The following is a 21,877-nucleotide window of genomic DNA, read 5'->3' as shown; positions in this document are numbered from 1 at the left end:
GACACTATTCGCCCTTGCCGCCGAACATTTTCTTCAGCATCTCGGCCATCGGGCCCGAGGTCGGCAGGTTCGGTTTGCCGCCGCTGCGGGCCTGATGGATATGCGATTGCCCGGTCGGCTTGGCGACCGGCTTTTTTTCCGGCTTAGGCTTTTCCTCGTCCGGCTTACCGCCGACGGCGAGCGCCAGCTTGTTCATCAGCTGCGAATCCTCTCCCTTCACCAGCATTTCGGCGTTGTCGGCGAGGGCGTCGAGGAGAGGGGAGAGCCAGGTCTGGTCGACCTTGGCGAAATCGCCGAGCACGTGGTTGTGGACGAGTTCCTTTGCTCCCGGATGGCCGATGCCGAGGCGAAGCCTGCGGTATTCGCGGCCGCAATGGGCATCGAGGGATTTGACGCCATTATGGCCGCCGTGGCCGCCGCCGGTCTTGATGCGGGCCTTGGCGGCCGGCAGGTCGAGTTCGTCATAGATGGCGATGAGGTTTTCCGGCCCGAGCTTGTAAAAGCGCATGGCCTCGCCGACTGCTTCGCCCGAGAGGTTCATGAAGGTCTGCGGCTTGATCAGCAGCACCTTTTCGCCGGCGAGTTCGCCTTCAGAGATCAGCGCCTTGAACTTCTTCGACCAGGGCGAAAAACCGGGACGACGCTGGATCGCGTCCACCGCCATGAAGCCGATATTGTGGCGGTTGCCCGCATATTGGGAACCGGGGTTGCCGAGGCCGGCGATGATGAGCATGGAGACGTCCATCCTTGACTGCTGGCTTTTCACCACCGCGAAACGCCGTCAAAGTCAACCGGTTTCGACGCTTGAGCCTTTATTGAAGCTCATCAATGCCGTAGCGCCTCAGAATTGCATTCTGGACGCCGTCCTTGATGAGGCGGTCGAGGCCTGCCTGCATCCTGACGATCAGTTCGTCGGGCACATCGAGGTTGCAGGCAATGCCGAGATGCTGCTCGGAAAACAGCATGACCTTTTCGATCGGTGTTCCATCCGCCTTCAGCTTTTGATAGACGCCTTCCGACATGGGCATCATGTCGATACGGTCCTGGAGCAGCTTTCTGAGCGTCGTGTCGACGTCGGCGCTGAGATCGATCTTCGGGAACCCCAAACTCTTCAGAAGCGCCTCGGTATAGTCGGCGCGATGGGTACCGGTCGTATATTGCTTGGCCTCGTCCAGGGTGGCCGCCTTGACCTTCGAACCGGCATGGCGGACGAGGATGCTGCGGTCGATGAAAAGAGGCACGACCCATTTGAAGCGCGGCTCGCGTTCGGCCGTGCGGGCGGCGGCGAAGACGCAGTGCATGGGTTGGGTCTCGGCCACCGCAATGGCGCGAGCCCAGGGCATGATCTCCAGGGTGTAAGGCGTGCCCACGTCGCGCATGATGATCTCGACCTGGTCGATACCGACGCCGCGATAGCTGCCGCCCGGCTCCTGGTAGCTGAAGGGCGGGTAGGACTCCGTCGAAAAGACGATCGGCTGCTGGGCATGGGCGCCCGCCGTGAGGCAGAGGCTGGCAAGAAGCGGCACTGCGATTTTCATCTGTCCACCTTCCAAACGCACATGTTGTCATTTCTGACCCAGCATCTGGTCCGGTGGTGAGGGCTTGTCAGCTCGCCATGGACTCGATTTCGGCCTGCCGGGCGGATAGGGCCGAGAGCAGTTCGGAGATTTCGCGGGGCTTCGAGAAGAGGTAGCCTTGGGCGTAGTCGATGCCCATTTGCTGCAGCAATAAGCGCTGCTCTTCCGTCTCGACGCCTTCGGCGACGACCTTGCAGTTCATCTTGTGAGAAATAGCACTGATGCCTTCGACAAGCATCCTGTTCTTACTGCCTATGTCACCCGTCTGTTCGGTGAGCGAACGGATGAAGGACTGGTCGATCTTGACGATATCGACGGGGAAACGGCTCATGTAGCTCAGCGACGAATAGCCGGTGCCGAAATCGTCAAGCGCAATACGGCAGCCGAAGCGATGGATCTCGTTGAGGATGGTGCGGATTTCCGGGTTGTCGTGCATCAGCACGGCTTCGGTGATTTCCACTACCAGGCGCGACGGATCGATGCCGTAGCGGCCGAGCAGACCGGCAAGGCGGGCCGGCAGGCCGGGCTCGAATTGCAGCGGCGAGAAATTGACCGCGACATAGGCCTCGCCCATGCCCGGCAGGCGTGAGACGCGGGCAAGGTTCGCCATCGCGTCTTCCAGGATGAGGTTGCCGATCTGGCCGATCGTGCCTGTCTCCTCGGCAACGCTGATGATGCCGGCCGGCGACATCAGCCCCTTGCGGGGGTGGCGCATGCGCATCAGGGCTTCGAAGCCCGACGGAACGCCGGTCTCGATGTCGACGATCGGCTGGAAATGCGCCTCGAACCAGCTTGCGGCAATGGCGACTTCGATGTCGCTCTCGATCTCGGCCCGTTCCCGCGTCTGGTCGAGAATGGCGGGATCGTAGACCTGCGCACCGTTCTTGCCGTCGCGTTTGCGGGCATACATCGCCATGTCCGACTTCTGCAGCAGTTCGGCCGCACTGGCGGCATGGCTCGGGTAGAAGGCAAGCCCGATACTGGCGCTCAGCCGCACGCCGGTGCCCTGGATCCGGAAGGGAACCTCGAACATGTCGACGATCTTCTGGCTGAGTTCGGTGGCACGGCGCTCGGCACCTTCCCCGGTGATCAGGATGGCGAATTCGTCGCCGCCGAGGCGGGAGGCGGTGTCGTCGTCGTCGAGCATCGGCTTCGTCCGCTCGACGAACTGGCAGAGCACCGCGTCGCCGGCGGCATGGCCGAGATTGTCGTTGATCGCCTTGAAGCGGTCGAGATCGACGAACAGACAGGCGACCTCCGTCCGTGTCCTGTCGGCCTCGGCGATCTTCTGGTCGAGCGTCGCTTCGAAACCTTGGCGGTTGAGAAGCCCGGTCAGGTGGTCGGAGATGGCCTGCTGATGGTTGCGCAGTTCCGACTGTCTCAGTTCCGTGACGTCCGTCATGACGCTCAGCGAGCCGGGAATGCCGCCACCGGCCGTGCCGAGTTCGATTTCGACGATCAGCACGTCCATCAGACGGCCGTCGGCGCAGAGGAAGCGGACGGTGGCTTCGATCGCCAGGCCGGTCGATTTCGCCTGCTGCTTGCGCCTTGCGTAGATCTGGCGGTCAGCAGGCGCGACGAGCTCGGAAAAGGGATGGCCGATGACGTCGTCACGGCGATAGCCCGTCGCGAGCAGCCAATAGTCGCTGACGGCGGCGATCTGATCGCCCGAGGTCAGCGAAAACAGCATGGCCGGCGTCAGGTTGTAGATTTCCGTGGTCTGCTGGTGGGCACGCTTCAGTTCGCGCTCCTCGCGCTCCAGCAGCGTCTGCATTTCGTTGAAGCTCTTCGCCAGCCGCCCCATTTCGTCGTTCGAGCGCCAGTCGACATGGTGGCGCGAACCCAGCCTGCGGGTTGCTTCGATGGCTGCGGTCAGCCGCATCAGCGGCTTGATGACCATGACGCGGTTGCCGAGGATCGCTGCGCCGAAGACGGTCAGGATGGTGATGATGAAGATGGAGATGAAGGCCATTTCCATCTGGTGCAAGGCGGAGAACCAACCGAGCTTCGGGACATAGACGGTAATGCTGCCGACATTGCGGGTGCCCTGCTGTGATTTGTAGAAGATCGGCTCGGAGATGGCTTCAAGCCCGCGGAAATCGGCCGGATTGACGTCGACTTCGGAAATATTCAGCTTGCCCGTATTGTCGCTGATCTGCACGCCGCTGATGGCCGGGTCGGCGACGAGCATCGACGCGACCTGGTGGATGCTGTCGGTGTCGAGATCCCAGAGCGGCTTTCCGAGCGCCTGGGAGTTGGTCACCAGCACGACATTGACGTGTTCGCTGAGGTTTTTGGCGGCCTGCTGGGAGGAAAGCGCCAGAAACAGCGTGAACAGCGGTGCGACGACGACCAGAAGGGCGCCCGAAATAATCGCAATAAAACGACTCTCAACGGAATGAGTCACCGTCTTCCCCGCATTCATCGTCTGGCTGCCGCCGGACTTTCCCCGTCATGCTGAAGTAGCGTGCATCGTTTCACCTATTCATTAAACTTCACTGAAACGACGATGCCAAGATTCGAACGAATTACGGAAGCAGCGTTACTAAACTGTATTCGGTAGACAATAAAAAACCCGCTTTCTTGCGAAAGCGGGTCCCATTTCAAGAATTTCGGCCTGGTTATTCAGCAGAAGCCGGTTCTTCCTCGGTAACGCCTGCAGCCGGGGCGACGATTGTCGCGATGGTGAAGTCGCGGTCGGAGATGACCGGACGTACGCCAGCCGGCAGCTTGACGGCGGAGATGTGGAGGCTGTCGCCGATCTTCGCGCCCGTCAGGTCGAGGGTCAGGAATTCCGGAATGTCGTTGGCCGGGCAAAGCAGCTCGACTTCATGACGGACGATGTTGAGAACGCCGCCGATCTTGATGCCCGGGGACTTCTCTTCGTTGACGAAGTGAACCGGAACTTCAACGGAAACTTCCGTGTTGCCCGAGACGCGCAGGAAGTCCACGTGCATGGTGAAGTCGCGGACCGGATCGAGCTGATAGTCCTTCGGGAGGACCTGGATCTTCTCGCCGTTGACGTCGATCGTGGCAACCGTGGTCATGAAACCGCCGGCATGGATGCGCTTCGTCACTTCGTTGGTCGACAGAGCGATCGCGATGGGGGACTGCTTGTCACCATAGATGACAGCAGGAATGAAACCGTTGCGGCGAAGTTCACGGGAGGACCCCTTACCTACCCGTTCGCGCGCCTCGGCCTTGAGCTCGTATGATGCGTGGCTCATGGCATATCCTTTCGAGGTTGTTTGGAGAGTTTTCCGCAAGCGTTGTCGGCTCGCGTCAAACTGAAGGGCACCATCCGATGCGCTTCATCCGCGTTGCCTCCAAGGGTGTCTACGCGGACCGGCGGGCTATAATACAACGATCGAGGATGTGCAAGCTTTTCGGCCTGGAAACAAAGGGCTTGCGCTTGACTTCGGCGGGGCCGTCTTCCAAATTGGTGCCCGTTGAATGAGGGAAGGGTTTGATTCATGAAACGTACTTTGATCGCGACCGGACTGATGGCTGCGTCCTGCGTATATCCGGTTGCGGCGGCTGAGATCAACGACAAGGGTGCCCGCACCCTCAAGGAAAGCCTCATCCACTTCCTGCCGGATACGGTCAAGTCCACGGGTTTCCTGACCGTCAAGCCGGCCGGCGAACGCTACGAGATCAGCTACGATTTCGCCAAGCTGCTGAAATCCATCAACAAGAAAGACTTCACTGTTTCCGGCCTGAAGCCGTATTCGGTCTTCGCCGCGCCCCTCGACAACGGCCAATGGAAGTTCAATAGCGACAGCGACATGAATTTCACCGTCAAGGGCAAGAGGCCCGACGGCAAGCCGACGAACCTCAGCTACTCCGTCACCGACATGGTGTTTTCCGGCATTTTCGATCCGGCGATCAGTTACTTCCGCTCGGGCGAGGTGACGTCAGGCCCGCTCCGAATGGTCTCGAAGAGCGGTCCGGAGGAGGTCGAGGCGAGTGTCGCCGGCATGAACTATTCACTGGCGTCCGCGGCGAGTGCGGCTGCCGGGGGCACCGATTTCACCGGCAAGGGCTCGTTCCTGCGCTTCTACGAACGGATTGCGACGCCCGAAACTCCACCCATACAGGTCCGCGCCGAAAGCCTCGATTTCGACGTCGGTGTCCAGGGCGTAATGGCCGAAAAGATCCGCAATCTCGTCGCCTTCATGCTCGAACTAGTCAAGGATGAAAAGCCGTCGCAGGCCGAGATCACCAGGCTCAAGGATCTCATCCGCGGCGCGATGCCGTTCTTCACGGCGCTTTCCGAAAAGTTCAGCTTCAACCAGTTCACCGTGGCAAGCCCGATCGGCGATTTTGGTATTCACAAGCTCGATTATACGTTCACGATGAGCGAGCCCGCCGCGGCAACCCGGATCGGCTTCGGTGCGCGCATCGAGAACATCTCTACGCCGGACGGACGCATCATTCCCCCGCTCTACGCCCAGCTGGTGCCGGACATGGCGGAAATGGAGGTCGGTGTCGCTGACCTCAACTTCCAGCGGTTCATCGACACCTTCATGGAGATCGACTTTTCCAAGCCGGGTCAGCTGCCGGACGCGGAGGGCGAGCGTCTCGGCAAAGCCTTTCTCGACAACGGCCAGCTGACGGTCGATTTCCCACGCGTCGCCGCGAAATCCGCGCTTTACGACGTCGAAGCCTCCGGCAAGGTCAAGGGTTATCCGGACGAGAAGGACCGCTACACGCTGGAAACCTCGATCCTTGCCCGCGACATCGACAAGCTGATCCAGTATTTCCAGGCCGCCGCTAAGAGCGACCCCGAATTCAACCAGGTTTCATTCGCGATAATGATGGCGAAGGGCATGGCGAAGACTGAACCGGACGGCCGCCTGCGCTGGGACGTCAAGTTCGAGGACGGCAAGAGCTTCAGCGTCAACGGGCAGCCGATCCAATGATCTGACGACCTGCCCATGCCTTTTGGTGCCGGCTGTGCTTTTGCCAGTCAGCCGGCATTTACCATCCAAAGGAACGCTTCAGACATGTTTCAATGCTAAAACTTCTCGACCAAACTCGTTGAAAAGTGACAGGCATCCATGTTTCGCGTTTTCTCCTGCATCTTCATAGAGCACGATCTTCGGTATATCGCTTCCGCAGTGTTGATCTGCGTGATCGGCTCCTTCCTGACCATCCGTCTTTTTTCCCGCGCCCGGAGGGGGAGCGGGATCGAGAAGGTCATCTGGCTTTTCCTCGCGGGCTTCATGGGCGGATCGACCACCTGGACAACGCATTTTCTGGCTATGCTCGGTTATCTATCCGGCGGGCAGGCGGGATATGAACCGGCTCAAACCCTTCTTTCTTTCATGATCGCGGTCGCCACGGCCACGATCGGGCTGAGCATTGCAAGTTATGGCGGCCGGTCCCTGCTTGCCGAGGCCGGCGGGATGGTGATGGGGCTCGGCATCGCTGCGATGCATTACACGGGCATGGCCGCTTATGAGGTGCAGGGTAGCATCGACTGGGATCGCCGCTACGTCATAGCATCGCTGATCTTTGCAGGTCTATTCGGCGTGTTGACGACCAATCGCGTCGTGCGTCCGGTGACGCATTTCTGCCAATACAGCTCAGTGCTGGCGATGATCCTGGCGATCGCCACGACCCATTTCACCGCCATGGGCGCGATCGATGTCGTCCTCGACCCCCGCGCCGTGATGCAGAACGAAGTCGTTCCGCCGGTCGTGCTCGGTTTCGGCGTGCTGTCGCTGATGCTGATTCTGCTGGCGCTGACGGCGGCAACCTACCTGATCGACGCCCGCACGACCCAGGCCGCCGTCGAACAGTATCGCCGCCTTTCCCTGCACGATGCGCTGACGGGGCTTGCCAATCGCGCCGCCTTCAACGAGCAACTCGCCGATATCGCCATGCGTCCGGCCGACCTCGCGTCCCGCATCGCGGTACTTTCCTTCGATCTCAATCGCTTCAAGGAGGTCAACGACGTCCACGGCCATGCGGCCGGCGACGAGGTCTTGCGCAGGATCGGCGGCAGGCTTGCTCAGGCGGTCGGCGAGGGCGAATTCATCGCCCGTGTCGGCGGCGACGAGTTCGTCGCGCTGAAGCATCTGTACTACAAGCGCTCCGACGCGATGACGCTTGCCAATCGGCTGCTTGCCGAAATCTGCAAGCCGATCGAATGGAACGGGAATACGCTCACAGTCGGCTCAAGCGTCGGTATCGCGCTCTATCCCGAAGAAGCAAAGACGATCGACGATCTCGTGGCGCAGGCGGATGTGGCCATGTATCGCGCCAAGCAATCCGGCGACAGCATGGTGTGCTTCTACGATTCGTCGATGGACCAGGCCGCCCGCGAACGCAACTTACTTGCCATGGACATGCGTTCTGGTCTCGTGGCCGGGCAGTTCGAACTCTATTATCAGCGGCAAAACGATACGTTCTCCGAAGAGGTGGGGTCGGTTTCGAGGTTCTGCTGCGTTGGAACCACCCGACACGCGGCCTGGTCAATCCCGGCGAATTCATCCCGATCGCAGAGCGCACCGGCTTCATCGTCGAGCTTGGCGAATGGGTGCTCCGGAGCGCCTGCCTGGAGGCGGCGACGTGGAAGAATCCGTTCGGCATTGCCGTCAACGTCGCTGCCCAGCAGCTCGCCGATCCGAGATTTCCGACCAAGGTTCGCGATATCCTCAACGAGACGGGGCTCAGTGCCGACCGGCTGGAGCTTGAGATCACCGAATCCGGCATCATCGGCGACCATCAGCGGGCGCTTCAGATCGTTCGCCATCTGAAGAGCCTCGGCGTCAAGATCGCCATGGACGACTACGGCACCGGTTATTCGTCGCTTTCGACGCTGATGTCCTTCCCGTTCGACAAGATCAAGATCGACCGAACCTTCGTCGACGGGCTTTCCAACAACGAACAGTCGGCGGCGATCGTGCGCTCGACGTTGATCCTTGCCTCCAGCCTCCACATCCCGGTGCTGGCCGAAGGGGTGGAGACCGATGCGCATATCGCCTTCCTGCGCAAAGAAGGCTGCATGCAGGTCCAGGGCTATCTGTTTGGCAAGCCCGGTCCGCGGGCCGGGATCGAACATATCGTCAATGGTGAAGCCCGGGACGAGAGCACCCCGGTGGTTGCCAAGGTCGCCTGACTTGCGTCAGCGTCGGGGTTCGCCCCCCGGTGCATAGACCGTCTTCTGCTCGAAACGGAACTTGTGGCCGCATTGGCCGCAACGGATCATGTATTTGCGTGGATCGGTCGACGCGAATTCGGTGATGAAGCCTTTCGGCAGTTCATCGATGCGGAAATCGCGATTGCCCTGCCGCCTGTCGTCGGTCTCGGAAACCTCGGCGAAACCGACATTGCCGCATTGGGAACATTCGAGTTTTCGGGAATAGCGGTCGCGTGCGGCCATGCTTGTCTCCTTCTTCGGAGCGCCTTCTAACCGAAGCTTTGGCACAAAGCAAAACGCCGGAACCCTGGTTCCGGCGTTTTCCGCTGATGACTTGTCGTTACCTCAAGCCGGCCTTTTAACGACGGCACTCACCGGAAGCCACGACGCTGAAGCCGGCATTTGCCGCCTCGCAGGCGTTCGGGAAAGTCTGGGTGCGTCCGCCCTGCTGGCCGCAGACGGGACGGTATTCGCGCGTGCAGAAGCCGGGCTGCTCGGGCCTTCCAGGGCGATCGGGGCGACCAGGACGGCCTGGCTGGTTCCAGTCCGGGCGATCCGGCCGGTCCGGACGACCGGGCCTGCCGGGTTGGTTCCAATCCGGACGGTCGGGCCGCTGCGGACGATCCCAGTCAGGACGATCAGGCCTCTGAGGACGGTTCCAGTCCGGCCGCGGCCGTTCCGGCGGATAGTAGCCGCCCGGCCTGCTACCGCCGTCGACGCAGGCCGACAGCAACGGAATTAGAAGGAAAATGGCCAGTCTCTTCGAGAGGCCGATAAAGGAAAACATCGCGACTCACCCTCTGTTTGCGTTCGAGGGCGAGTCTATCCAAATACTTGTGACAGAAGAAGGTCAGTCGAAAAGGCTGGAGACGGAGGATTCCATTGCCGTGCGGTTGATCGCCTCGCCGAGCAGGTTGGCGGTGGTGATGACCCGGATGTTGTGCGCCGACTGGACCGCCGTGGTCGGCTGGATCGAGTCGGTGATCACCAGTTCCTTGAGTTTGGAGGCGCCGATACGCGCAACCGCGCCGCCCGACAGCACGCCGTGGGTGATGTAGGCGGTGACGCTGGTGGCGCCGTTCTTGAGAAGTGCTTCAGCCGCATTGCAGAGCGTGCCGCCGGAATCGACGATATCGTCGATCAGCAGGCAGTCCTTGCCGTCGACTTCGCCGATGACGTTCATCACCTCGGATTCGCCAGCCCGTTCGCGGCGCTTGTCGACGATTGCCAGCTGACAGTCGATGCGCTTGGCGAGCGCCCGGGCGCGAACAACGCCGCCGACATCGGGCGAGACGACCATGACGTTGTTGAGGTCGTAATGTTCCTTGACGTCGCGTGCGAGCACCGGCACCGCGAAGAGATTGTCGGTCGGGATGTCGAAAAAGCCCTGGATCTGCCCGGCATGCAGGTCGAGCGTCAGGACACGGTCGGCGCCGGCCTCGGTGATCAGGTTGGCGACCAGCTTTGCCGAGATCGGGGTGCGCGGGCCGGCCTTGCGGTCCTGACGGGCGTAACCGAAATACGGCAGGACCGCCGTGATGCGCTTGGCCGACGACCGGCGGAACGCATCGATCATGATCAGCAGTTCCATCAGGTGATCGTTGGTCGGGAAGGACGTGGACTGGATGATGAAGACATCTTCGCCACGCACGTTTTCCTGAATTTCAACGAAGATTTCCTGGTCTGCAAATCGCCTTACGCTGGCTTTTCCGACTGGAACATTAAGATAGCTGCAGATCGCGTCGGCGAGATGCCGGTTCGAATTGCCTGCGAAAACCTTCATTGCGGTCCGCCTGTTTTGAAGCTGGATGCGGGCCTTTTACCGCCGCCGCCTTCGAATGCAAGTGCGTTTCGCGCCCGCTCACCCTTTTTTATGAAGAAACTGTGACCAGTGGCTTTTGAGGTTCAGTAAGAATCGGCCGCCGCGATTGCCCCAAGATAGCCAAAGCCGGATCGATCAGCCTTGGGATTGGCGCCAGGCCACATAGTCCTGGATCGTCTTGGCGGCGATGGTCTCCATGGTCGAAGCCGGAACCGCGGCCCAGGGATCCTGGCCGCTGCCGGGCACGCTCTCCTGGCCCTGCATGCGGTGCAGCCGGGCGCCGGAACTGTCAAGGATGTCCCAGACATAAACGATGGTGACCTTGCCGCTGTCGGAAAAGGCGGAGAAATAACCTTTCAGGATATGCTCGGTACTGTTGTCGCTCGACGGCCGGATCGTCAGTCCGTTGGCGCGGGCCTGAGCGCCGAGCTGGCGGGACAGCGGGGTGACCGCCTGGACCGGAGCGCCGATAATCGGCAGGAAGCGGACCGTCGGACCGGATGCGGGCGGCAATGAGGCGCTCTGCTGCTGACGGGATTGTTGTTGCTGGGGTGCCGCGGTCGGCTGCTGCGCCTGAGGCTGCTGCATGGTCTGCTGCTGGCCCTGGCTCCCCTGGCCCTCCCATTGCGGCGGCTGGCCGGAGGAGGAGGGCGAGACGGCGCTGCCGGATTCCAGCGCCCGGGCCTGCGCTTCAAGCGTGCTCTGGGGGCCGGATTGATAGCCGCCGCTGCTGTTATAGGTTTCCGGCTGTGCCGAGCGGGCCATGCGGTCGGTTTCGGCCTGGGTGACGGGCGAGGAGGTTCGGGCTCCCCCGCCGCCGACATTCGTCTGTGGCGTCAGCGCTTCCGTGGTGTTGCAGGAGGCAAGCGCAACCGCCAGCAGGGCAGCGGACAGCAGTGTTCCGAAAGGCCGCATACCCGTCTCCCGCCACAGATTCCTCGGCAGGAGCTTAGGGTTTGCTTTCCCAAACTGTCAATTGCCTGATTTTTTGAGCATTCAGCGTTGAATGAGCTCCAAAGCATGGCGGGAAAGTGGCTGCGGATCGCCTTCGGTCGTCAGGTAGGTGTGGCCGAGGGTCATCGCCGCGCCGCTGTCGGAATCCATGATGATCATGTGCACGAACAGCGTCATGTCCGGCAAAATCTCCTGAGGATTGCCGAAATGGAACATCTGGTGCTCCATCCAGGAGGGCGAGAAGCGCGCGCCGAGCGAATAACCGCAGGCGTTGAGGCGGTGGCGCGACAGGCCGCGTTCGTCGAGGATGCGGGCATGGGTGTCGAAGACGTCGCCGAATGTCTGACCTGGGCGCAGCACTTCCTCGATCGCCTTGATGGTTTCGAGGCAGGCCTTGTAGAGCTCGCGGTGGCGAGGCGACGGTTCGCCGACGATGACCGTGCGCATCATCGCCGCATGGTAATGCGCAGCTGTTCCCGCCCATTCGAGCGTCAGCTGGTCGGTCGCGTCGAGCTTGCGGCGCCCGGCCTTGTAGCGGCAGAGCAGGGCGTCGGCGCCGGAGCCGATGATGAACTCGTTGGCGGGGTAGTCACCGCCGCCGAGAAAGACGGCGCCCTGCATGGCCGCGAGGATTTCCGCCTCGTCGCCGCCGGCCCTGATCAGCGGCAGCGCCGCATCGAGCGCGTCGTCGGCAAGTTCGGCAGCGCGGCGTGCAAAGGCGATTTCCGCCGGGCTTTTGACCAGGCGCAGAGCGCTGACCAAGTAGGAGGCGTCGCTGATCTGGCCGAAGGTGGCGAGTTGGTTATCGAGGAGGCGGGCGATGCGGCCGGTCATGCCGTGGGTATCGTATTCGACGCCGATCCTGGCGCCGAGCAGGTCCATGTCGCTCAACAGGTTCTTGAGGTCGAGGGTCGGATCGGCATTCACCCGGTCGACCCAGACGACGATGTTCTCGACGATCGAGGTGTGGCGGGCCTGGCGCAGGTCGGCGGAGCGGGTGAGCAACGTCATGCTGCCGTCCGCCTTGACGATCAGGGTCTGGAAAAAGCAGTAGCCGAACGTGTCGTAGCCGGTTAGCCAGTACATGCTTTCCTGGGCGAAGATCAAAAGCGCATCCAGCTTGTCGGCGCGCATCTTCTCCGTCAGCCGCGTCAGCCGGTCGGCGTATTCGCTCCTCTCGAAATGCAGGGCCATATCAATTCTCCTGAAGTGCGATTGCTGAAATCTGACGGCCGTAATCCGGCTCTTTGGCGTGGGTGGTGCGGCGGTAGGAATAGAACCGTTCCGCATCCGGATAGGTATCGAGGCCGAGGCTTTCTGCCCGCACCCCGGCAGCCCTCAGCCGCCTTATGGTCAGCGAGGGCAGGTCGAACATAGAATGCCCCGTATTCGATGACGATGTGAAGAAGGCCTCATAGGACGGGTCGTAGCCCAGGAACCGCTCGACAAATTCCGGGCCGACCTCGTAGCTTGCCGGGCCGATCGAGGGGCCGAGGACCGCGGTGATGTTTTCCCGCGCGGCGCCCAGCGAGATCATTGCCTCGATGGTGTTTTCGAGCACGCCGGTCAGCGCACCCTTCCAGCCGGCATGGGCGGCACCGATCACGCCGTTCGCGCCGTCGGCAAACAGGATCGGGCCGCAGTCGGCAGCAAGCACGCCGAGTGCCACGCCCGGCACACTCGTCACCATCGCGTCGACCTTCGGCCGTTCGCCGGCATAGGTCTCGTCGACGACGAAGACGTCTGGCGAATGGACCTGGTGGACGGTCGCCAGCTTTTCGACGGGCAGGCCGAACCAGGCAGCGACGCGGGTGCGGTTCTCGATCACTTTTTCGCGGTCGTCGTCCGAGCCGATGCCGACGTTGAGGCCGGCATAAAGTCCTTGCGAAACGCCGCCCTTGCGGGTGAAGAAACCGTGACGAACACGAGCGCCGGCCCTGTCGTTCAACAGGGGGCTCTCGATCGGCTCCGGCAAGGGTCTGTCCCGCATCGGTGTTATCTATCCCGTTGATTTGAAGAGGTTTTGGGCTTCTCTCAAGGCATGCCCGCTGCTTCGATTTAGGGCGAGAGTGGCGCAAGAAAAGGGCGGATGTCAATCGGTTGATGAATTGACGGTCGCTGTTCACTCCACCGCGCGGAACGGCATCAGCTTCAATGCCGGGCTCGATACCGCGATGACTTTGAAGAGTTCGCCCATCTTGCCGGCACCTTCGCCGGCAAGCCGATCGACGGCGGCGGCGATCAGGCGCTGTTCGGTCGGCTCCTTGTCCTTGGCAAGCGCGGTCGCCCGCTCGGCAAGGCCGAGGCCGAACAGGAAATCACCCTGGTGCAAGCCGCCGTTCAAGTGCACGCCCGTGGAAACGGCAATGCGTGCGAGGTCCTCGAAGTCGACATGGCTGGTGAGATCCGCTTCGCCGGGATTTTCGAGCGGCGGATCGTAGTCATGGTGGCGGATGGCTTGCAGCGTATCGCCGAAACCGGTGACCAGATGGCCGTAGTCGATGATCAGGGCCGTGCCACCGAAGGTCCTCAAGCGTTCGCACAGCGTCAGCATCACCGCCTGGCGGGCCGGAGACAGTTCGAAGATCGTGCCGTCGGGAATGCCGGCGAGGGGCGAGGGAAGGAGCTGCGGGTCGAGCGTCGCGACGCCGGCGGCAAAGCCGAGTTCATCTTCGGCGTTGAGGCCGACGAGACGTTCGCGAAAACCGGTCGGCGTCTTGACGAACTGGCGGATCGGGATCGCGTCGAACAATTCGTTGGCGGCGATCAGCGTGAAACCTTCGGGGACTTCCTCGAAACTGTCATGCCAGGAAATCTTGGTCGAGAAAGCCTCGAGCGTGATGCGCTGGACGCCGCGCAAACGCTCGCTGGTCTCGACCAGATGCACGTGCAGGTCTTCGAAAAAGCGCGGCGCGATGCGTTTGATCACCCGCAGCATGTCGGTCATCATCGTGCCGCGGCCGGGGCCGATCTCCACCAGCCGGACGCCCGTGGGCGTTCCGTGCTGTTGCCAGGCGTGCACCATGAAGACGCCGATCATCTCGCCGAACAACTGGCTGATCTCCGGCGCTGTGATGAAATCACCATGGCGGCCGAAAGGCTCGCGGGTGCGATAATAGCCGTATTCCGGATCGGCGAGGCACAGCGCGAAATAGTCGGTGACGCTGATCGGGCCGTTGGTGCGGATCAGGGTCTTGATCTTCTCTGTGAGGGGAGTGCTCACCGGGTGTGCCTCCCTCAAGCTTTCGCCGCGGACGTCGCCGCCGCGCGGGCCCGAACAATGGCCCACAGGCCTGCTGCGATCATCGGCAGCGACAACACCATGCCCATGGTCAGCCAATTGGTGCCGAGCAGATAACCGAGCTGCGCATCCGGCTCGCGGAAAAATTCCACAAAAATGCGGCAGAGCGCGTAACCGACGACGAAGGTGCCGGCGATGGTGCCAGGGACTTTCAGCGCCTTGAAACGGAAGATCAGCAGAGCGAGGACGAGTACCAGCACGATGCCTTCGAGGCCTGCTTCATAGAGCTGGCTCGGATGGCGCGCGAACGGGCCGCCGGTCGGGAAGACGACTGCCCAGGGCGCGCTGCTGAGACGTCCCCAGAGTTCGCCGTTGATGAAATTGGCGATGCGGCCGAAGAACAGGCCGAAGGGTACGACGGCTGCGACCGTGTCGAACATGCTCCAGACCGGAATGGTATTGCGGCGGGCGAAGATGATCATCGCGATCGTTGCGCCGATGAAGCCGCCATGGAAGGACATGCCGCCGTTCCAGATCTCGATCGCGCGGATGGGATTCGCGGCCACCGCCGCCATGTCGTAGAAGAGGATATAACCGATGCGGCCGCCAAGCACGATGCCGGCCGCGACCCAGACGAGAAAGTCGTCGAGCTGGGCAGCCGTAATCGGCGACTGGCCGTCTCTCCACAGGGAAGCGTTGGCAGCCAGCCGACGCGCATAAAACCAGCCGAGCATGATGCCGGCGACATAGGCGAGCCCATACCAATGGATGGCGAGCGGGCCGATGGAGAAGGCCACCGGATCGATGTTCGGGAACGGCATCAGAGCGAAAAGATGAAGCGCTTCGTACAAATTACAGGGTCCAACCTAACGGCATTGCGCGGAACATGGCGTTGCGGCCATCGACGGTCAAGGTGAATCTAAGCGAGTGCTCATGCGAACGGTGGATGATGCTTGCAAGCGGCCCGCACAGGCCCTACTTGAACCCTATGGACATTCGCCGGCCCGGATTGCCGGCCAGACGATATGGGAGTTCAGAACCATGGCAACCGGTACGAACCGCATTCTCGACGATTTCGCGCGGCTGATGACCGATGCCGCCGGTGCCGCCCAAGGGGTGCGCAAGGAGGTCGAAACCGCATTTCACGCCCAGGCCGAGCGGTTCCTCAACAGCATGGATATCGTCAAGCGCGAGGAATTCGAGGCCGTCCGCGAAATGGCAGCCCGCGCCCGCGACGAAAACGAAGCGCTGAAGGCGCGGATCGAGGCGCTGGAAGCCAAGCTTTCGGGGCAGTGATCTGCGTTTCCCGGGGACGATCTGCCTCTCTTGCGTAAAATCTAGCACTTAGCTCGTCAGCTAAGATGCTGTTTTTCTTTTCTCCTCCCATGGGGAGAGAAAAAGGGCGTACCCAATACCTTCCCCGCCCTCCCAACCCACGCCTACAATCCGCTCGCTTCCGTCGCCGGAGTGTTTCGCGAGACGTTCGCGGGCAGGCGGGGGCCGGCGCTTTCATCAGAACCGTAACGTGCGGCGATGGTGGAAGAGGTGAAAGCCATGGAGTGCTCGTTGCAAGACGACCATTCCTATCAAGCCTCCCCCGGACAGCCATGTCCGGTTCGGTTGAGCCGTGCAAGTGGCAAGCCTGTCCCGAAAGGATGGGCGCGAATGAAGCCACGCAGCGAGGCGAGATGATCACCTGTAGGGGCCGGAAGCCTCGAAAGAACGCCGAAGGCCACGCGAATGCGGAGCCACTATTCATAAATCATTCGAGGTTCCGCATTCGCGTGGGCTCTCCGATCGAACCGTGCCGAACAGATTTTCGGCGCGGGCGCAGGTGTTGAAGCGAAAAAATGACGCCCTGTGGACACATTGAAAAAAGCCAGTGTCCAGAGTCGCTTATGACTCCGTTCTGATCTCCGCTGCGAACATGTTTCGAGTTTTGCCCATGTAAAAACCGATGAAGGGGCTGGCAGCCGGACTCCGTCTAGGTACACTGATTTTAAAGGATGATTCGAAACGGCTTGGTAAGCTCCAGACAGGGTGACTGCGTTATTCTGGAAGCGTCGGACGATCATCGACAGTGTTGTTCCCGGTTAGTGTTCGCGTGTTTTTGGCGTTTTACCGCACGAATTCGCATTCATTCCGGTCAAGAAGGTGCCGCATGACGCTTATGGAAATGGAAATCGAACGCCAGTCGAATCCGGTCGATATGATCGAATTCGTTGCTGCCTCGAACGACTGGACGTTCGAACGGTCGGGTGAAGACGAGATCGCCATGACCGTGGAAGGCCGCTGGACGGACTACCATGTTTCCTTCTCCTGGATGGAGGAGTTCGAAGCGCTGCATCTCGCCTGCGCTTTCGACATCAAGATTCCCGACGCCCGGGTCAACGAGGTCATCCGCCTGCTGAGCCACGTCAACGGCCAGGTGCTGATGGGCCATTTCGACGTATGGCGTCAGGAAGACGTGGTCATCTTCCGGCAGTCGCTGCTGTTGGCCGGCGGCGCCGAACCCAACAACCAGCAGGTCGAAGTGCTGCTTTCGAGTGCGCTCGATGCCTGCGAATCCTATTATCAGGCGTTCCAGTTTGTCGTATGGTCGGGCATGGAGGCGAAGGCCGCCATGGAAGCCGTTCTGTTCGAAACCGTGGGCGAGTGCTGATGGCCTCTGGTCAGTTGGGATCCATCATTCTGGTCGGCGCCGGCAATATGGGCGGCGCCATGCTGTCCGGCTGGCTGAAAAAGGGCGTGCCCGGCGCGTCCGTGACGGTCATCGACCCATCGCCTTCCGATGCGATGAAAACGATGATGTCCGAGGCCGGTGCGCATCACTTTACCGCGCTGCCCGACGGTGCGTCCGCGGATATCCTGTTTCTCGCGGTCAAACCGCAGTTGATGGATGCCGTTCTGCCGCCCTTGAAGCCAGTTGTCGGTTCCGACACCGTCGTCGTTTCGGTTGCGGCCGGCAAGACGCTCGCTTATCTCGAAAAGCATCTCGGCGAAGCCGCCATGGTGCGTGCCATGCCGAATACGCCAGCCATGATCGGCCGCGGCGTCACCGGCGCCTATGCCAATCCCAAGGTCACTGAAGCCCAGCGCGAAGCGGTGCAATCGCTGCTCAAGGTCAGCGGGCCGGTGGAATGGGTTTCAAGCGAAGCGGATATCGATGCGGTGACCGCCGTTTCAGGCAGCGGCCCGGCCTATGTGTTCTATCTCGTGGAGTGCATGGCGGAAGCGGGCCGGAAAGCAGGCCTGCCGGCGGACCTCGCCATGCGGCTTGCGCGGGAAACTGTCTCGGGGGCTGGCGAGCTCCTCCACCAGTCCCCGGACGACGCTTCCAGACTTCGCCAGAACGTCACCTCGCCGAACGGCACGACGGCCGCGGCACTTGCCGTGCTGATGGCGGACGACGGCATGCAGCCGCTGTTCGACAAGGCGATCGCGGCTGCCCGCGACAGAGCCGAAGAACTCGGCGCGTGAGTGAGTTCGAATGGCTGAGGACATCACCTATGGCGACTTCGAGAAGATCACTTTCAGTGACTTCGAAAAAGTCGATATCCGGGTTGGCACGATCGTCGAGGTCGAGGCTTTTCCGGAAGCCCGCAAGCCGGCCTTCAAGCTGAAGATCGATTTCGGCCCGGAGATCGGCATCAAGAAATCGTCGGCGCAGATCACCGTGCATTATACCCCGGAAACGCTCGTCGGCCGACAGGTGCTCGGCGTCGTCAACTTCCCGCCGCGGCAGATCGGGCCGTTCCGCTCGGAAGTGCTGACCCTCGGCTTCGAGGACGAGAACGGCGCGATCGTGCTTGCCGCCGTCGGGCAGCCGGTGCCGAACGGGCGCAAGCTGATGTAACCGAGCGCTGATGCGCAGGGCATATCGTCAGTGGATATCGCGGCTCTCGACGTCGCCGAGGCTGAACGACCGGAACTCCACTTCGAAACCTTCGCGTTGCGGCGAGCAGAAGGTCATGCCGACAGAGAGTTCGGTGAATGCAGGCGGGAAATAAGCAAGCCGCGCCATGCGCCAGTCCGGCTGTGTGTCGGTTCGGTACTGGACGAAGAGGGCGTCGCCCATGCGGGTGACCCGGACGAAGATCTCCTCGAAATCGCCGGTGAGCCGGAAGGCGGACCAGTCGGAGTGGCCATTGGTTACCACGACGCTGAAATGGCGGGCGTCATCGGTGAATTCGATGCCGCATTTCATCCAGTGTTTTTCGTCATGACGGATCATCAGCCCGGCCTGGTCGTAGAGCGCCTCGTACCTCCCGACGAAGGAGGTTTCGGCGGTGAAGTCGCCCTTTCGGCTCCGGTGAAGGAAGTGACCGCTGTCGCGATGAAAGCCGTAATAGGTGCCCTGCCAGAAATCGGTTTCCAGGCCGGAGCGGGTAATCAATCGGCCATCCTGCTTGCGGCTTTGGGGCGGCGGGTTCAGCCAGGACATCTCGGAAAGGTCGATCGGCATCGGTTCCTCGTCAACGATCAGGCGGGGACACGCACGACGGCGCGCAAGCCGCCGCGGGGGCTGTCGGCTAGGGTGACGTTGCCGCCATGGGCGCGGGCGATGTCGCGGGCGATCGCCAGGCCAAGGCCGGTGCCGGACGCGTTGAGGTTGCGGGCTTCGTCGAGGCGGTAGAACGGCTTGAAGACGTCCTCGCGCGACCCTGCCGGAATACCGGGGCCGTCGTCGTCGAGTGTCAGCGTCAGCCATTTGGCGCTGTGCCGCGCGTCCACATGCAGCGATTGGGCGTAACGCTCGCTGTTGGACACGAGGTTGGCGACCAGCCGGGTGAAGGCGTTGGGGCGCACGGCGATCTCGTCTTCGCCGTCGATCTCGTAGGTCATGGTCTTGCCATGCAGGGTAAATTCCAGGCACAGCTTTTGCAGCAGCTCGCTCAGGCGCAACTCGCCGAAGTCCTCTTCAGCTTCGCCCTTGGCGAAGGCGAGATAGCCTTCCAGCATCGACTGCATATCGTCGACGTCCTGGCCCATGCCGGCGAGTTCCGGCTTGTTGCCGGCGAGCGCCAGCTGCAGCTTGAAGCGGGTGAGGATGGTCCTCAAATCGTGGCTGATGCCGGCGAGCATGGCGGTGCGCTGTTCCATCTGCCGCTCGATGCGTTCGCGCATCTGGATGAAGGCAAGGCCGGCGCGGCGGATTTCTTCGGCGCCGCGCGGCGAAAAGCCATCGGTCTTCTGCCCCTTGCCGAAGCTTTCGGCAGCGCTCGCAAGCGTCAGGATCGGCCGGATCTGGCCGCGCAGGAAAAGGATAGAGATGATGACCAGTACGAAAGCGGCGCCGATCATCCAGACGAGGAAGATATGTGTGTTCGAGGCATAGGTTGAGCCGCGGCGGACGAAAACGCGCAGCACCCTGGTGTCGAACTTGATGCGGATTTCGACGAGTCGGCTGTCGCCCACCGTATCGATCCAGAAGGGCATCTGTATCTGGCGGGTGATCTGCTCGGCGAGGATGTCGTCGAGGATGGCGAAGAAGGGGCGGGAGCGGGGCGGCGGCAGCTGGCCGTTTTCCTCGACCGCAATGGTGAGGTTCAGCGCGTCGCTGGCGATGCGGCTGATGGCATCATAGTTGCTATCCTGGGGATAGGCCTGGATCACCTCGATAATGCCGGCGATATCGCGGACGGTGCTTTCCGACAGGCGTTCGGTGACCATGCGCCAGTGCCGTTCCATGAAGACGGAGGCGACGACGCCCTGCAGAAGCAGCATCGGCAGGATGACGATCAAAAGCGAGCGGGTGTAGAGCCCGGTCGGCAGGCGGCGGCGCAGCCAGCGGGTCATCGGCCGCCAGCCCGGCAAAGTGAGCCGGTCCATGTCGCGCTTCAGAGAGTCGAAAAATGCCATCCTGCCTTCAGCCTGTGCCGGGTCTCTTCGGCTAATCGATACTCAGCCTGTATCCGATGCCGCGCACCGTCTGGAGATAGACGGGGTTGGCCGGATCCTCCTCGATCTTACGCCGCAAACGATTGATCTGCACGTCGATCGTGCGCTCGCCGACCTCCGCGTCATCTCCGATCAGCTCGTGGCGGGGAATGGTATCGCCGGCGCGCAGCGCGAAAAGAAGCATGATCTCCTGTTCGCGATCGGTCAGCCGGATGGTTTCGGCGGCCCTGCGCAATTCCTTGCGCGGGATCGAGAAGGTGAAGGGGCCGAACATGATCTGCTCGATCTTCGGCGTATCGGGCAAAGTGCTGCGGCGCAGGATATTGTTGATGCGCAGGACCAGTTCGCGCGGATCGAAGGGTTTCGACAGATAATCGTCGGCGCCCGCTTCGAGACCGGCGATGCGGGATTCCGATTCGGCGCGGGCCGTCAGCAGGATCACCGGCACCGTCTTCTTCTGGTAGAGCGATTGGGTGAGGGAAATGCCGGATTCGCCGGGCATCATCACGTCGAGGATGATCAGATCGAAATGCAGGCCTTCGAGCTTGCGGCGAGCCTCGGCTGCATCGCCGGCGACGGTGATGCGAAACCCCTGTTCCATCAGGTAGCGGTTCAGGAGATCGCGGATACGCGTGTCGTCGTCGACCACGAGAAGATGAGGCGCATCGTCGGAAGGCTGCAGTTTCGTCATCTCAAAGGTCCCACTTAATCCATATCGCTGTCGACAGGCTCGAGGCTTTCGTCGCGGCCGCGCATGCGGCGCAGGAATTCCTTGACCGAGGCCCGCGTGTCCGGGGTCAGTTCCTCCATGGCGCGAGCGATACGGCGCGATTGCGGCTCGGAAAGGGCGAGCGCCAGTTCACGGCCTGCAAGGGTCGGGTAGAGCCTGCGCTGGCGGCGATCCTTGGCGCCGGCCATCTGGCGAATATAACCCGATTCGATCAATTGCTTGAGGACGCGCGCGAGGCTCTGCTTGGTGATCTGCAGCGTATCGAGAAGGTCGGTGACCATCATGCCCGGTTGGCGGGATACGAAATAGACGACGCGGTGGTGGGCGCGGCCCATGCCGATCTTGGCGAGGATCGCATCCGGATCGGACACGAAATCACGGTAGGCGAAGAAAAGCAGTTCGATGGTCTCGAAGTCGATCTGGGCTTCGTCGACTGCCGGCATTGTCGGCAGGACCTTCTTGACGGCTTTTCCCGTCGATGCGCGCGACACTCGCGTTTCCTTTC

Annotated in this window: 21 protein-coding genes and 1 pseudogene; 6 read left to right on the top strand and 16 right to left on the bottom strand. The window is 61.6% G+C overall.

Annotation, left to right across the window (positions count from 1 at the left end; translation table 11 throughout):
* Positions 1 to 4 precede the first annotated feature (4 nt).
* The 4 genes from pth to ACZ9IU_RS15030 form a co-directional block, all read right to left on the bottom strand.
* Positions 5 to 733 (bottom strand): aminoacyl-tRNA hydrolase, encoded by a 729-nt coding sequence (gene pth / locus ACZ9IU_RS15045; RefSeq protein WP_038549449.1) that lies wholly within the window; start codon positions 731 to 733, stop codon positions 5 to 7.
* Between the two features lie 79 nt (positions 734 to 812).
* Positions 813 to 1,538, bottom strand: coding sequence for a substrate-binding periplasmic protein (locus ACZ9IU_RS15040; RefSeq protein ID WP_038544219.1), 726 nt, complete (start codon positions 1,536 to 1,538; stop codon positions 813 to 815).
* Between the two features lie 67 nt (positions 1,539 to 1,605).
* Positions 1,606 to 3,984 carry an EAL domain-containing protein gene (locus ACZ9IU_RS15035; protein WP_038549446.1) on the bottom strand — a complete coding sequence of 793 codons (2,379 nt, stop codon included), beginning with the start codon at positions 3,982 to 3,984 and terminating at the stop codon, positions 1,606 to 1,608.
* Positions 3,985 to 4,198: 214 nt separating this feature from the next.
* Positions 4,199 to 4,804, bottom strand: a complete 606-nt coding sequence (locus ACZ9IU_RS15030) for a 50S ribosomal protein L25/general stress protein Ctc (protein ID WP_038544217.1) — start codon at positions 4,802 to 4,804, stop codon at positions 4,199 to 4,201.
* A 246-nt stretch (positions 4,805 to 5,050) separates the two neighbouring features.
* Between ACZ9IU_RS15030 and ACZ9IU_RS15025 the strand changes: the two genes are divergently transcribed.
* The gene (locus ACZ9IU_RS15025; protein WP_498957396.1) at positions 5,051 to 6,499 is read left to right on the top strand and encodes a hypothetical protein; all 1,449 of its coding nucleotides are present in this window, start codon (positions 5,051 to 5,053) and stop codon (positions 6,497 to 6,499) included.
* Positions 6,500 to 6,637: 138 nt separating this feature from the next.
* Positions 6,638 to 8,703, top strand: a pseudogene (locus tag ACZ9IU_RS15020) (putative bifunctional diguanylate cyclase/phosphodiesterase).
* A gap of 6 nt (positions 8,704 to 8,709) precedes the next feature.
* Here ACZ9IU_RS15020 and ACZ9IU_RS15015 read toward each other — a convergent pair.
* From ACZ9IU_RS15015 to lgt, 8 genes are all read right to left on the bottom strand, one after another.
* Entirely contained in the window at positions 8,710 to 8,967 is a 258-nt protein-coding gene (locus ACZ9IU_RS15015) for a hypothetical protein (RefSeq protein WP_038544211.1), read from the bottom strand.
* Between the two features lie 115 nt (positions 8,968 to 9,082).
* Entirely contained in the window at positions 9,083 to 9,511 is a 429-nt protein-coding gene (locus ACZ9IU_RS15010) for a Kazal-type serine protease inhibitor family protein (RefSeq protein ID WP_080719184.1), read from the bottom strand.
* A 63-nt stretch (positions 9,512 to 9,574) separates the two neighbouring features.
* On the bottom strand, positions 9,575 to 10,507 hold the full coding sequence (locus ACZ9IU_RS15005) for a ribose-phosphate pyrophosphokinase (RefSeq protein WP_038544209.1): 933 nt from the start codon (positions 10,505 to 10,507) through the stop codon (positions 9,575 to 9,577).
* 174 nt (positions 10,508 to 10,681) lie between these two features.
* Positions 10,682 to 11,461 (bottom strand): hypothetical protein, encoded by a 780-nt coding sequence (locus ACZ9IU_RS15000; RefSeq protein ID WP_038544207.1) that lies wholly within the window; start codon positions 11,459 to 11,461, stop codon positions 10,682 to 10,684.
* Between the two features lie 81 nt (positions 11,462 to 11,542).
* On the bottom strand, positions 11,543 to 12,694 hold the full coding sequence (locus tag ACZ9IU_RS14995) for a M24 family metallopeptidase (protein WP_038544206.1): 1,152 nt from the start codon (positions 12,692 to 12,694) through the stop codon (positions 11,543 to 11,545).
* Position 12,695: 1 nt separating this feature from the next.
* On the bottom strand, positions 12,696 to 13,490 hold the full coding sequence (gene pgeF, locus ACZ9IU_RS14990; protein WP_038544204.1) for a peptidoglycan editing factor PgeF: 795 nt from the start codon (positions 13,488 to 13,490) through the stop codon (positions 12,696 to 12,698).
* Positions 13,491 to 13,622: 132 nt separating this feature from the next.
* Positions 13,623 to 14,723, bottom strand: a complete 1,101-nt coding sequence (locus ACZ9IU_RS14985; protein WP_038544202.1) for a class I SAM-dependent methyltransferase — start codon at positions 14,721 to 14,723, stop codon at positions 13,623 to 13,625.
* 14 nt (positions 14,724 to 14,737) lie between these two features.
* Complete coding sequence (lgt, locus tag ACZ9IU_RS14980) at positions 14,738 to 15,562, bottom strand: prolipoprotein diacylglyceryl transferase (RefSeq protein ID WP_038549444.1); 825 nt, start codon at positions 15,560 to 15,562, stop codon at positions 14,738 to 14,740.
* 220 nt (positions 15,563 to 15,782) lie between these two features.
* Between lgt and ACZ9IU_RS14975 the strand changes: the two genes are divergently transcribed.
* The 4 genes from ACZ9IU_RS14975 to ACZ9IU_RS14960 all read left to right on the top strand — a co-directional run bounded on the left by ACZ9IU_RS14975 (position 15,783) and on the right by ACZ9IU_RS14960 (position 18,597).
* Positions 15,783 to 16,037 carry an accessory factor UbiK family protein gene (locus ACZ9IU_RS14975; protein ID WP_007758074.1) on the top strand — a complete coding sequence of 85 codons (255 nt, stop codon included), beginning with the start codon at positions 15,783 to 15,785 and terminating at the stop codon, positions 16,035 to 16,037.
* Between the two features lie 865 nt (positions 16,038 to 16,902).
* Entirely contained in the window at positions 16,903 to 17,403 is a 501-nt protein-coding gene (locus ACZ9IU_RS14970) for a type III secretion system chaperone family protein (protein ID WP_038544200.1), read from the top strand.
* Positions 17,403 to 18,221, top strand: a complete 819-nt coding sequence (gene proC / locus ACZ9IU_RS14965; protein ID WP_038544197.1) for a pyrroline-5-carboxylate reductase — start codon at positions 17,403 to 17,405, stop codon at positions 18,219 to 18,221. The genes ACZ9IU_RS14970 and proC overlap by 1 nt, the downstream gene beginning before the upstream one ends.
* Positions 18,222 to 18,231: 10 nt before the next feature.
* Positions 18,232 to 18,597, top strand: coding sequence for a tRNA-binding protein (locus tag ACZ9IU_RS14960; RefSeq protein ID WP_038544196.1), 366 nt, complete (start codon positions 18,232 to 18,234; stop codon positions 18,595 to 18,597).
* Between the two features lie 27 nt (positions 18,598 to 18,624).
* Here the strand turns inward: ACZ9IU_RS14960 and ACZ9IU_RS14955 are convergent, their stop codons facing one another.
* From ACZ9IU_RS14955 to ACZ9IU_RS14940, 4 genes are read right to left on the bottom strand one after another with little or no spacing between them, the layout of a single operon-like run.
* Positions 18,625 to 19,206, bottom strand: coding sequence for a DUF1349 domain-containing protein (locus ACZ9IU_RS14955; protein WP_038544194.1), 582 nt, complete (start codon positions 19,204 to 19,206; stop codon positions 18,625 to 18,627).
* Positions 19,207 to 19,223: 17 nt separating this feature from the next.
* Positions 19,224 to 20,603, bottom strand: coding sequence for an ATP-binding protein (locus tag ACZ9IU_RS14950; RefSeq protein WP_038544192.1), 1,380 nt, complete (start codon positions 20,601 to 20,603; stop codon positions 19,224 to 19,226).
* 31 nt (positions 20,604 to 20,634) lie between these two features.
* On the bottom strand, positions 20,635 to 21,333 hold the full coding sequence (locus ACZ9IU_RS14945; protein WP_038544190.1) for a response regulator: 699 nt from the start codon (positions 21,331 to 21,333) through the stop codon (positions 20,635 to 20,637).
* A 14-nt stretch (positions 21,334 to 21,347) separates the two neighbouring features.
* Positions 21,348 to 21,815: a MarR family winged helix-turn-helix transcriptional regulator gene (locus ACZ9IU_RS14940; protein WP_157885245.1), complete on the bottom strand. Its 468-nt coding sequence runs from the start codon at positions 21,813 to 21,815 to the stop codon at positions 21,348 to 21,350.
* Between the last annotated feature and the right edge of the window lie 62 nt (positions 21,816 to 21,877).

This window comes from Mesorhizobium sp. USDA 4132, from assembly GCF_056279545.1.
This window is presented reverse-complemented; position numbering and strand designations above follow the sequence as displayed.

Coding starts and splice junctions, on each gene's coding strand:
- ACZ9IU_RS14975 (WP_007758074.1), top strand. CDS start 15,783: ATGGCAACCGGTACGAACCGCATTCTCGACGATTTCGCGCGGCTGATG.
- pgeF (WP_038544204.1), bottom strand. CDS start 13,490: ATGCGGGACAGACCCTTGCCGGAGCCGATCGAGAGCCCCCTGTTGAAC.
- ACZ9IU_RS15005 (WP_038544209.1), bottom strand. CDS start 10,507: ATGAAGGTTTTCGCAGGCAATTCGAACCGGCATCTCGCCGACGCGATC.
- ACZ9IU_RS15015 (WP_038544211.1), bottom strand. CDS start 8,967: ATGGCCGCACGCGACCGCTATTCCCGAAAACTCGAATGTTCCCAATGC.
- ACZ9IU_RS14950 (WP_038544192.1), bottom strand. CDS start 20,603: ATGGCATTTTTCGACTCTCTGAAGCGCGACATGGACCGGCTCACTTTG.
- ACZ9IU_RS15025 (WP_498957396.1), top strand. CDS start 5,051: ATGAAACGTACTTTGATCGCGACCGGACTGATGGCTGCGTCCTGCGTA.
- ACZ9IU_RS14960 (WP_038544196.1), top strand. CDS start 18,232: ATGGCTGAGGACATCACCTATGGCGACTTCGAGAAGATCACTTTCAGT.
- lgt (WP_038549444.1), bottom strand. CDS start 15,562: ATGCCGTTCCCGAACATCGATCCGGTGGCCTTCTCCATCGGCCCGCTC.
- proC (WP_038544197.1), top strand. CDS start 17,403: ATGGCCTCTGGTCAGTTGGGATCCATCATTCTGGTCGGCGCCGGCAAT.
- ACZ9IU_RS15030 (WP_038544217.1), bottom strand. CDS start 4,804: ATGAGCCACGCATCATACGAGCTCAAGGCCGAGGCGCGCGAACGGGTA.
- ACZ9IU_RS14995 (WP_038544206.1), bottom strand. CDS start 12,694: ATGGCCCTGCATTTCGAGAGGAGCGAATACGCCGACCGGCTGACGCGG.
- ACZ9IU_RS14940 (WP_157885245.1), bottom strand. CDS start 21,815: ATGCCGGCAGTCGACGAAGCCCAGATCGACTTCGAGACCATCGAACTG.
- ACZ9IU_RS15010 (WP_080719184.1), bottom strand. CDS start 9,511: ATGTTTTCCTTTATCGGCCTCTCGAAGAGACTGGCCATTTTCCTTCTA.
- pth (WP_038549449.1), bottom strand. CDS start 733: ATGCTCATCATCGCCGGCCTCGGCAACCCCGGTTCCCAATATGCGGGC.
- ACZ9IU_RS14955 (WP_038544194.1), bottom strand. CDS start 19,206: ATGCCGATCGACCTTTCCGAGATGTCCTGGCTGAACCCGCCGCCCCAA.
- ACZ9IU_RS14945 (WP_038544190.1), bottom strand. CDS start 21,333: ATGACGAAACTGCAGCCTTCCGACGATGCGCCTCATCTTCTCGTGGTC.
- ACZ9IU_RS14970 (WP_038544200.1), top strand. CDS start 16,903: ATGACGCTTATGGAAATGGAAATCGAACGCCAGTCGAATCCGGTCGAT.
- ACZ9IU_RS15000 (WP_038544207.1), bottom strand. CDS start 11,461: ATGCGGCCTTTCGGAACACTGCTGTCCGCTGCCCTGCTGGCGGTTGCG.
- ACZ9IU_RS15040 (WP_038544219.1), bottom strand. CDS start 1,538: ATGAAAATCGCAGTGCCGCTTCTTGCCAGCCTCTGCCTCACGGCGGGC.